Annotated in this window: 7 protein-coding genes and 2 pseudogenes; 5 read left to right on the forward strand and 4 right to left on the reverse strand. The window is 73.1% G+C overall.

Going from position 1 to position 9,041, the window contains the following annotated elements; translation table 11 throughout:
* Nucleotides 1–247: pseudogene (locus tag FV223_RS30385) on the forward strand (hypothetical protein); the annotation flags it as partial.
* A gap of 67 nt (nucleotides 248–314) precedes the next feature.
* Nucleotides 315–1,025, forward strand: a complete 711-nt coding sequence (locus FV223_RS13040) for a RibD family protein (protein ID WP_147727452.1) — start codon at nucleotides 315–317, stop codon at nucleotides 1,023–1,025.
* Nucleotides 1,026–1,029: 4 nt separating this feature from the next.
* Here the strand turns inward: FV223_RS13040 and FV223_RS13045 are convergent.
* Nucleotides 1,030–1,911, reverse strand: a pseudogene (locus FV223_RS13045) (alpha/beta hydrolase); the annotation flags it as partial.
* Between the two features lie 243 nt (nucleotides 1,912–2,154).
* Between FV223_RS13045 and FV223_RS13050 the strand changes: the two are divergent.
* Nucleotides 2,155–3,474, forward strand: coding sequence for an MFS transporter (locus FV223_RS13050; RefSeq protein WP_147727453.1), 1,320 nt, complete (start codon nucleotides 2,155–2,157; stop codon nucleotides 3,472–3,474).
* Between the two features lie 35 nt (nucleotides 3,475–3,509).
* Here FV223_RS13050 and FV223_RS13055 read toward each other — a convergent pair whose 3' ends face one another.
* The 3 genes from FV223_RS13055 to FV223_RS13065 all read right to left on the reverse strand — a co-directional run bounded on the left by FV223_RS13055 (nucleotide 3,510) and on the right by FV223_RS13065 (nucleotide 7,722).
* Nucleotides 3,510–4,697 (reverse strand): glycosyltransferase family 2 protein, encoded by a 1,188-nt coding sequence (locus FV223_RS13055; RefSeq protein WP_147727458.1) that lies wholly within the window; start codon nucleotides 4,695–4,697, stop codon nucleotides 3,510–3,512.
* A 103-nt stretch (nucleotides 4,698–4,800) separates the two neighbouring features.
* Nucleotides 4,801–6,669, reverse strand: a complete 1,869-nt coding sequence (locus FV223_RS13060; RefSeq protein WP_147727454.1) for an ABC-F family ATP-binding cassette domain-containing protein — start codon at nucleotides 6,667–6,669, stop codon at nucleotides 4,801–4,803.
* Nucleotides 6,670–6,738: 69 nt separating this feature from the next.
* Nucleotides 6,739–7,722 carry a UDP-3-O-acyl-N-acetylglucosamine deacetylase gene (locus tag FV223_RS13065; protein WP_147727455.1) on the reverse strand — a complete coding sequence of 328 codons (984 nt, stop codon included), beginning with the start codon at nucleotides 7,720–7,722 and terminating at the stop codon, nucleotides 6,739–6,741.
* Nucleotides 7,723–7,985: 263 nt separating this feature from the next.
* Here FV223_RS13065 and FV223_RS13070 point away from each other — a divergent pair, with 263 nt between their 5' ends.
* Both FV223_RS13070 and FV223_RS13075 read left to right on the forward strand, forming a co-directional pair.
* Nucleotides 7,986–8,672, forward strand: a complete 687-nt coding sequence (locus tag FV223_RS13070; RefSeq protein WP_147727456.1) for a Crp/Fnr family transcriptional regulator — start codon at nucleotides 7,986–7,988, stop codon at nucleotides 8,670–8,672.
* 4 nt (nucleotides 8,673–8,676) lie between these two features.
* On the forward strand, nucleotides 8,677–9,041 hold a 365-nt coding region (locus FV223_RS13075), incomplete at its 3' end, for an ABC transporter ATP-binding protein (protein WP_147727457.1).

Raw genomic sequence — 9,041 nt, forward strand, 5'->3', positions numbered from 1 at the left:
CGCCTGGGGCCTGCCGTGGGATCGAGTCGTCGCCGCGGCGCCGGCACGGGCGCCGAACGAGTGGGCCGGGCGGCCGATCCCGCCGGAGACCGAGGCGCAGATCGCGCTTCTGATGCGCGAGACGATGCGCCGCTTCGATTTCCGCAGGCCTCCGGCGTGGCGCCGGATCCCGGCCGAGTGCGCCGAGAGCGCCGCGTTGGGCGCGGCGCGCCTGATCGGCTTCGAATCACGCTGGCGCGTCAGCTGAGCGGCCCCTGTGCGAAGGGCCGTCGCGGGCTAGTTCCAGCGGCGACCCGTCCGCAGGAGACCCGACGATGGCCGAGACCGCCAGACCGCACGTGATCTGCCACATGACCAGCTCCGTCGACGGGCGGATCAAGACCCGCCGCTGGGGGATCGACGCCGACGGCCATTACGAGACGGTGCACGCGCGCCTCGACGGCGATGCCTGGATGTGCGGCCGCGTCACCATGCAGGGCTACGCCGACAGCGCCACGCCGCTCGCCGCCCCGCCCGCCGATGACGGCCCGGTGCCGCGCGAGGACCACGTCGCCCGGCGCGACGCGTCCGGCTACGCGGTGGCCCTCGACGCGAAGGGTCGCCTCGACTGGGGCGCGCGGAACGAGATCACCGGCGATCACGTGGTGGTGGTCCTGACCGAGGCCGTCCCCGACGCGCATCTGAGACGCCTGCGGGCGGGCGGGCAATCCTACCTGTTCGCCGGCACCGAGACGATCGACTTCGCGCTGGCGGTGGAGAAGCTCGGCCGCCTGTTCGGCATCGCCCGCCTCCTGGTCGAGGGCGGCGGCGGCCTCAACGGCTCGATGCTGCGGGCCGGCGTGATCGACGAGCTCAGCCTGCTGCTCGCCCCGGCCGTCGACGGCCTTCGCGGCACGCCCGCGGTGTTCGACGTCGACGGCACCGAGGCCGACTCGCTCGGGGCCAAGCGCCGGCTCGAGCTGAGATCCTGCGAGACCCTGTCCGGCGGGGTGGTCTGGCTCCGCTATCGCGTCGCCGCGGCCTGAGTGGTCAGGCGAGGCCGGCGAAGAACCCGTCGAAGAGCCCCGTCACCGTCGCCGGGTCCTCGAAATGCGGGAAGGCCCCGGTCGGCAGGGCCCGGATCGTCCAGTTCGGCCGGGCGGCGAAGCGCGGCGCGTCGCGGAAGTCGACGAAGTCGCCGCGGCTGCCGTGGAGCATCAGCACCGGGAACGTCAGCGCCTCGTAGAGCGTGGTGGCGTCGGTCGGGAACAGGTGGCCGGCCACGAAACAGTAGGGCGCGTGCCGCGCCCCGGGCTGGTGGGCCGAGTGGTAGTCGTAGGCGAACAGCCCCTCGTCGATCCGCTTCGAGCCGAAGGTCTTCTGCAGGAAGAAGCGCATGCTCGGGCGGCTGACGAGGAGGGCGAACAGCGCCGGCCCGAGGAGGCGCGAATCGACGATCGCACGGACGCGCGGGCTGCCGCGGTCGCCGCCCGCCGGCCCGCGCCCGGAGAGGCGCCGGTCGAACCCGGTCGGGCTGATCAGGCCGATCGAACGATAGGCCTCCGGCCGCTCGACCACGGCGCGGGCGAGGTAGGAGGCCGAGAGCGAGAGCGCGATCGCGTCGATGCGGACGCCGCCGTGCCGGCGCGCGATCGCGTCGGCGACGGCGTGGATCGCGTCCGCCATCACCCGTGGAGTGTAGAGCCGGCGCGAACGTTCGGAGAAGCCGAAGCCCGGCAGGTCGAGGGCGTAGACCGGGCGTCGTCCCTGCGCATGCAGGTAGAGCGGGCGGACCTCGTAGGCGTTGGCGGCGGCGTTGATCGAGTGGATCAGCAGCAGCGGCACCCCTTCGGCCTCGGCCGAGCCGTAGACGCTCACCCGGCCAGCCGCCGTGTCGATTACCTCCCGCCGCCCGGGAAGGGCAGGGGGTAAGCCGTCGGGGCTCGTCGCCATCGCCTTGCGCCTCGTCTCGGGACGGATCGGTCGTCCCGACAACGGGATGAGCGGGCGGAACGTTGCCTGGCGCCGCCTGGTGCCTCGCCGTCGCATCGCGCCCGCGGCGCCGCACCCGGCAGCCGTTGACAGGGGGGCGGCGGTGTCGCGATCGTCCCCGGCCGAGGGGTGCCGGGTTCGTGGAACGCCGGATGCGCCGGCGACGCGAGGGAGTGACGGACCATGGCTCAGGCGGAGATCGGCGCGATCGAGCGCGCCACCCTGCGCACGGTGACGTGGCGCATCCTGCCGTTCCTGATGCTGGCCTACTTCGTCGCCTTCGTCAACCGGGTGAACGCGGGCTTCGCCGCCCTGCAGATGAACCAGGACATCGGCCTGTCGCCGGCGCAGTTCGGCCTCGGCGGCGGCCTGTTCTACGTGTCCTACGTGCTGTGCGAGGTGCCGAGCAACGTCGCGATGGAGCGCTTCGGCGCCCGCATCTGGCTCGCGCGGATCATGATCACCTGGGGGCTCGTCTCGGCCGGGATGGCCTTCGTCATGGGCCCGGTCTCGTTCTACGCGGTGCGCCTGCTGCTCGGGGCGGCCGAGGCCGGGTTCTTCCCCGGCGTGATCCTCTACCTGACCTACTGGTACCCGCGCGCCTATCGCGGGCGGATCGTGGCGATCTTCATGGTCGCGATCCCGATCTCGAGCTTCCTCGGGTCGCCGCTCTCGGCCTGGCTGCTCGGCACCGACGGGATGCTCGGCTTCCGCGGCTGGCAGTGGCTGTTCCTGATCGAGGCGGTGCCGGCGGTGCTGCTCGGCATCCTCGCCTTCGTCCTGCTGCCGGACGGCCCCGCCCGCGCGAGCTGGCTGACGCCGCAGCAGCGCGCCTGGCTCACCGAGCGCCTGGCGGACGACCGGGCCTCGGTGGTGGAGGGCGCGGGGAGGCCCGCCGGCCACCTCTCGCTCCGGCAGGTGATGACCAACCGCTACGTGCTCGCCGCCTCGCTGATCTACGCCGGCGCCTCCGGGGCGAGCCAGTGCCTGTCGCTGTGGCAACCGCAGATCATCAAGTCCTTCGGCCTGACCAACCTCGAGACCGGGCTGCTGAACGCGATCCCCTTCGGCATCGCCTCGGTGCTGATGATCGTCTGGGGGCGGTCCTCGGACAGGCGGCGCGAGCGCGTCTGGCACACCGCGCTGCCGCTCGGGCTGCTGGCCGCCAGCCTCGCCGCGTCCGTGCTGACGAGCCAGCTATGGCCGACGATCCTGATCCTGTGCCTCGCCATCACCGCGACCTACACCGTGAAGGGCCCGTTCTGGGCGCTCTCGACCGAATGGCTCTCGGCGGGCGCGGCCGCGGCCGGCATCGCCCAGATCAACGCCATCGGCAACATCGGCGGGTTCCTCGGCACCTACCTCCTCGGCGTCATCAAGGACGCGACGGGAAGCTACCCGCTGGGGCTGATGCCGCTGGTGATCCTCTCCGCCATCGGCTGCGCCCTGGTGCTGGGGCTCGGAAAGGCGAAGTCGCCGGCGCCCGCGCCGGCGCGGGCCTGAGGCCACCGGGAGAGGGGACCGGCGCCTTACCTGGTTCAGGGCATGGCCCGCGTGACCGCCCCTGCCGATGTCGACGCCGCGACAGCCACTGGCCCCTCCCATCGGTCCCGAACCGATGCGAACGCCCGCACGACCGGCAGCACCGCCTTCGCGAGCCGGATCTGGCCGGGCAGTCGCGGGACGCTCAGCGGCGCGTGCTTCAGCTTCGGGCTGGCGCGCTCGGCCTCCGCGACGACCTGGCCGACAAGGGGGAGGGCGGCGATCCGCGCCGCCTCGTCCGCCGGGATGCCGAGGCGGCGCGCCCAGGCCGTGCTCGCCCCGAGCCGGCCGGAGGCATGGAGCCGGCGCAGGCGGCGGCGCCAGAGGTAGCGATGGAGCGCGCGCGGCACCGGTTCGAGTCGCGCGTCGCAGAGCGCGCCGGGATCCTCGCAGCGGGAGCGGATGGTGTCGGCAACCCCGCCCGGCGCCCGGCCGGTGAGGCGGGCGGAGATGAACACCATCACCGCCGGGTCGTGGCGGACCCGGAACCCGTGCGCGAGGAGGCGGGCGACGAAGGCGCCGTCCTCGCCGAGGGCGATCTCCGGCATGCCGCCGACCCGGGCGTAGGCGTCGCGGCTGACGGCGAGCGTCGCGCCGATGGTGGTGCGGTGGCACGGCCACGGGTCGTTGGGATCGGGGTCGATCCGCGCCTCCGCCTCGGTCAGGAGCGCGCTGTAGGCGTCTTCCAGGCGTCCGCGGGCCGGGAGCGAGGGCGGCAGCAGGGCCGCCTCCTCGGGGATCAGCTCGACCCGGCCCGCGACCGCGTCGGCGCCGGCCGCGAGCGCGCGCAGGTTGGCGAAGACCCAGTCCGGCGGCACGCGGCTGTCGGCGTCGGTGGACAGGATGGTGCCGGCGCCGCCGAGCCAGCCGGCGGCCGCGTCCATCGCCTTGCGCCGGGCCCAGCCGGCATGGGCGCCGGCATATTCCATTTCGATCACCCGCACCGGCACGGAAAGCCGCGGCACCAGCTCGGCGACGATGCGGGCGGTGTCGTCCGTGCAGTTGTTGAGGAAGAGCACGATGCCGAGGCGGCCCGGGGCCAAGCCCTGCTGCGCATCGAGGGCGTCAAGGCAGAAGCCGATGCGCTCGGCCTCGTTGCGCACGGGGATGGCGACGACCGTGTCCGGCCCACCGGCCGCCGGCGTCGTCGGCGCGATGGCATCGAGCACGACCGTATCAGGCATCATCCATCCTCGATCGCCGACGCTCTCCCGCACGGCGACGGTTCATATCGTGGAACGTCGACATCCTGTCGCGGGCTGCGCCTGTACAGGGGCTGAAGGCCGATCAGGCCGCCGCCTCGATCTCCCCGCTCACCGAGAGCCATTCCTCCTCGGCGGCCCCGAGCGCCGCGACCGCGTCGGCGCGCATCTTCGCGATCTCGCCGGCCTTGGCCGCGTTCTGGAGGAAGGCGGTGCCGTCGCCGAGCGCCGCGTCGATCTTGGCGATGGCGGCGGTGAGCTTGTCCATGCGCGCCTCCAAGCCTTCGAGCCGCTTGCGCAAGGGGGCAAGCGCGGCGCGGCGCTCCACCGCCGAGCGCCGCGCCTCGGCCTGCTTGCCGCCCGAGGCGTCCTCGTCGCGGGCGGCGTCGCGCTCGGGACCGGCCAGCACGAGGCGCCGGTAATCGTCCATGTCGCCGTCGAAGGTTTTCACGGAGCCGTCGGCGACCAGCCAGAGCCGGTCGGCGCAGGCCTCGACCAGGAAGCGGTCGTGGCTGACCAGGATGACCGCGCCCTCGTAGTCGTTGATCGCCTCGACCAGCGCCTGCCGGCTCTCGATGTCGAGGTGGTTGGTCGGCTCGTCGAGGATCAGCAGGTGCGGCCCCTCGAAGGCGGCGAGCCCCATCAGCAGGCGGGCCTTCTCGCCGCCCGAGAGCTGCGAGACCGGCGTGTCCGCCTTGTTGGCGGGAAACCCGAGCCGGGCGGTGGCGGCGCGCACCCGCGCCTCGGGGGCGTCCGGCATCAGCGTGCGCAGGTGCGCCACCGCGTTCTCGGCCGGGCGCAGCTCGTCGAGCTGATGCTGGGCGAAGTAGGCGACCTTCATCTTCGAGGAGCGGCGCAGCTCGCCGGACAGCGCGTCGAGCCGGCCGCCGATGAGCTTGCAGAAGGTCGACTTGCCGTTGCCGTTGGCGCCGAGCAGCGCGACGCGGTCGTCGGGGGCGAGGCTGAGGTTGAGGCCCGAGAGCACGATGCGGTCGGGGTAGCCGGCCGCCACCCGCTCCATCGCCACGATCGGCGGCGAGAGCGGCTTCTCCGGGCTCGGCAGGTGGATCACCGGCACGTCGTCCTCGATCAGCCCGGCGATCGGCACCATCTTGGCGAGCTTCTTGACGCGCGACTGCGCTTGGCGCGCCTTCGTCGCCTTGGCCTTGAACCGGTCGATGAAGCTCTGGAGATGCGCCCGCTCGGCATCCTGCTTCACCTTGGCCTTGGCCTGGAGCATCCGCTTCTCGGAGAGCTGCTTGGCGAAGGAGGTGTAGCCGCCGCGGTAGATCGCCAGCTTGCCGCGGTCGAGGTGCAGGATGTGGTCGACCGACTCGTCGAGCAGGTCGCGGTCGTGGGAGATGATGATCGCGGTGCGGGGATAGCGCTCGAGGTAGTCGTAGAGCCAGATCGTGCCCTCGATGTCGAGGTAGTTGGTCGGCTCGTCCAGCAGCAGCAGGTCGGGCTCGGAGAACAGCACCGCGGCGAGCGCCACGCGCATCCGCCAGCCGCCCGAGAAGTCCGAGCACGGCCGGTTCTGCGCCGCCGCGTCGAAGCCGAGGCCGTGCAGGATCGCCGCCGCGCGGGCCGGCGCCGAATGCGCGCCGATGTCGACGAGCCGCGTCTCGATCTCGGCACGGCGCAGCCCGTCGGCGCCCTCCGCCTCGGCCATGAGCTTCGCGCGCTCGGTGTCGGCGGCGAGCACGACCGCATGGAGCGTCTCGGGCCCGGCCGGCGCCTCCTGCGCCACCGCGCCGATGCGCATGCCCTTGGGCATCGAGACCGCGCTCGCATCCACCGGCCACTCGCCGAGGATCGCCTTGAACAAGGTGGTCTTGCCGGCGCCGTTGCGGCCGACGAGGCCGACGCGGGCGCGGTCGGGGATCGAGAAGCTCGCGCCGTCGAGGATCAGGCGCTCGCCGATGCGGAGGGTGAGGTCGTTGACGCGGAGCATGGGGCGTTCTGGCGAGACCGGCGCCCGGTGGCAAGCGTGCGGTGCCATGCGCTTGAGCCGTGGGACGCCTCAGACCAGGTCCCAAGCCGTCGGGTCGGACATCAGCTTGGCGACCAGCGCGTGGTTGAGCTCGTGCCCGGTATGGGCCGCCGTCAGCCGCCCGAGGATCGGATGGCCGGCGAGCGCGAGGTCGCCGACGAGGTCGAGGACGCGGTGGCGCACCGGCTCGTCGGGCACCCGCATCCCGCCGACGATCCCCCCGCGCACGATCATCGCCGCCGAGCGCGCGCCGCAGCCCTGCAGGAACGGCTTGCGCGTCGCGAAGCCGTAGGCGCGCCCGAGCATCGCGCGCCAGTAGCGCCCGAAGCTGCGCGCCGGCGCGATCTCCGCGAGGAAGACGTCCGGCGTGACCGGGCCGGACCAGTCGAGCGGGCCGAAATGCGCCAGCGCGAGGTGGGCGGAGACGTGGAGCCCGTCATGCGGCGCGATGCGCAGCGTGCGCCGGCCGTCCACCACCTCGACGGTTCGCAGCACCCGGATCATGCGGCGCGGCTCGCCATTCTCGATCCGGCCCGCCGCGCGGATCGCGCGGCACCAGGGCACCGCGCTGCCGTCGAAGATCGGAAGCTCCTCGGCATCGATCTCGACGAGCGCCTCGTCGATGCGCTGGGCCGAGAGCGCGGCGAGCAGGTGCTCGACGGTGCGGACCAGCGGCCCCTCCGGCGAGCGCAACGCCGTGCACAAAGGCTGGCGCTCGCGCAGGGTCCACAGCGCCGGGACGTCGACCGTTCGCCCGCCGTGAAGCCGCCGGCGGAAGACGATGCCGTGCCCGGGCGGGGCCGGGCCGACGCGCACGGTCGCGCGGCGCCCGGTGTGAAGCCCGCGTCCCGCCAGCGTGAACGCGGCCCCGAGGGTCGCCCGACGACCGCCGAAACCGGGACCGGCCGGGGCGTGGCGCGCGTCGAGGGGGATCGAAATCGCCGCGCGTCCCGGCGCGAAAAGGTCGGGCGGTGAGGCCGGAGGCCTTCGATCGGGGGGCAACAGGCGCGGCATTCCGGATCCCGGGCGCCCTCGCAGGCCGAATGCGGTCCTTCACCTAAGCGACGTCGGCGCGAACGGGAAATCACAGTCTCGCGTAGTCCGGCGCGGCCCCATCCACCTCCATCGCCAACGGTCGGCTTGACCGGTGACGACCCGGTCGTCACGATCCCGCAACAAGCTCGACGACGCGATGCTCCGGGTCGGGCCGGTCGCGCGGACTTTCAGACGGTCCGCGGCGCGGCGGTCCCGGCGCATCGCGAAGGGACCGGTTTTCGATGGCACGGCTCTCCACCATTCCGTTCTTCAAGGAGCCGGGCATCGAGCTCGGCCCCTTCGAGACGCGCTGCCACTGGCGCCGCTTCGACGAGAACGAGGTGCTGGTCGACTTCGACGACGTCTCCACCGACGTCTACTTCCTCGCCACCGGCGAGGTGCGCATCCTCAACCGCACGCAGTCCGGCAAGGAGGTGATCCTGGGCGAGATGCGCGGCGGCGCGTTCTTCGGGGAGCTGTCGGCGCTGGACGGCGTCGGCCGCTCGGCCAACGTCACGGCGCTGACCCGCGGCGAGCTCTGCGTCGTCCCGGCCTCGGTGTTCCGGCAGATGGTGTTCGCCTCGGAAGCCATCGCCGACCGGCTGTTCCGCCTGCTGACCAAGCGCGTGCGCGAGCTCAACACCCGCCTGATGGAGCACGCGCTGCTCGACCTGCGCCACCGCCTCTATGCCGAGCTGCTGCGGCTCTCGGTGCCGCGGGCGGGCGGGGGCGACGAGCGGGTGGTGACGCCGCCGCCCTACCACCACGTGCTCGCCGCCCGCATCGGCTGCCGCCGCGAGCAGGTGACCCGCGAGTTCACGGTGATGGCGGCAGAGGGCCTCGTCGACCGCACCCGCGGCGCCCTGGTGATCCGCCGGCCGGACCTGCTGGAGGCCCGGGTCGCCGAGGCCCTGCGCGAGGACGGCTGAGCCCTTGTCCGCGCCGCTGCTGCGACTCGAGAACCTGACCAAGCGGTTCGGGGCCGGAACGGCCGTCGACGCCGTCTCCCTCGACCTGGCGGCGTCCGAGTTCTTCTGCCTGCTCGGGCCTTCGGGGTGCGGGAAGAGCACGCTGCTGCGCCTGATCGCCGGGTTCGAGGCGCCGAGCTCGGGCGCGATCCGCCTCGGCGACCAGGATCTCGCCGCGCTGCCGGCCCATCGCCGGCCGGTGAACATGATGTTCCAGTCCTACGCGCTGTTCCCGCACATGAGCGTCGGCCGGAACGTCGCCTACGGGCTCGATGGCCTCGTCGCCGGCCGCGCGGCGACGGCCGAGCGGGTCGCCGCGCTGCTGCGCCT

The organism is Methylobacterium sp. WL116 (assembly GCF_008039455.1).
Taxonomy (GTDB): domain Bacteria; phylum Pseudomonadota; class Alphaproteobacteria; order Rhizobiales; family Beijerinckiaceae; genus Methylobacterium.

What these genes read in the sequence shown, in the direction of transcription:
- FV223_RS13040 (WP_147727452.1), top strand. Translation starts at nt 315, where the DNA reads ATGGCCGAGACCGCCAGACCGCACGTGATCTGCCACATGACCAGCTCC.
- FV223_RS13060 (WP_147727454.1), bottom strand. Translation starts at nt 6,669, where the DNA reads ATGCTCCGCGTCAACGACCTCACCCTCCGCATCGGCGAGCGCCTGATC.
- FV223_RS13050 (WP_147727453.1), top strand. Translation starts at nt 2,155, where the DNA reads ATGGCTCAGGCGGAGATCGGCGCGATCGAGCGCGCCACCCTGCGCACG.
- FV223_RS13070 (WP_147727456.1), top strand. Translation starts at nt 7,986, where the DNA reads ATGGCACGGCTCTCCACCATTCCGTTCTTCAAGGAGCCGGGCATCGAG.
- FV223_RS13065 (WP_147727455.1), bottom strand. Translation starts at nt 7,722, where the DNA reads ATGCCGCGCCTGTTGCCCCCCGATCGAAGGCCTCCGGCCTCACCGCCC.
- FV223_RS13055 (WP_147727458.1), bottom strand. Translation starts at nt 4,697, where the DNA reads ATGCCTGATACGGTCGTGCTCGATGCCATCGCGCCGACGACGCCGGCG.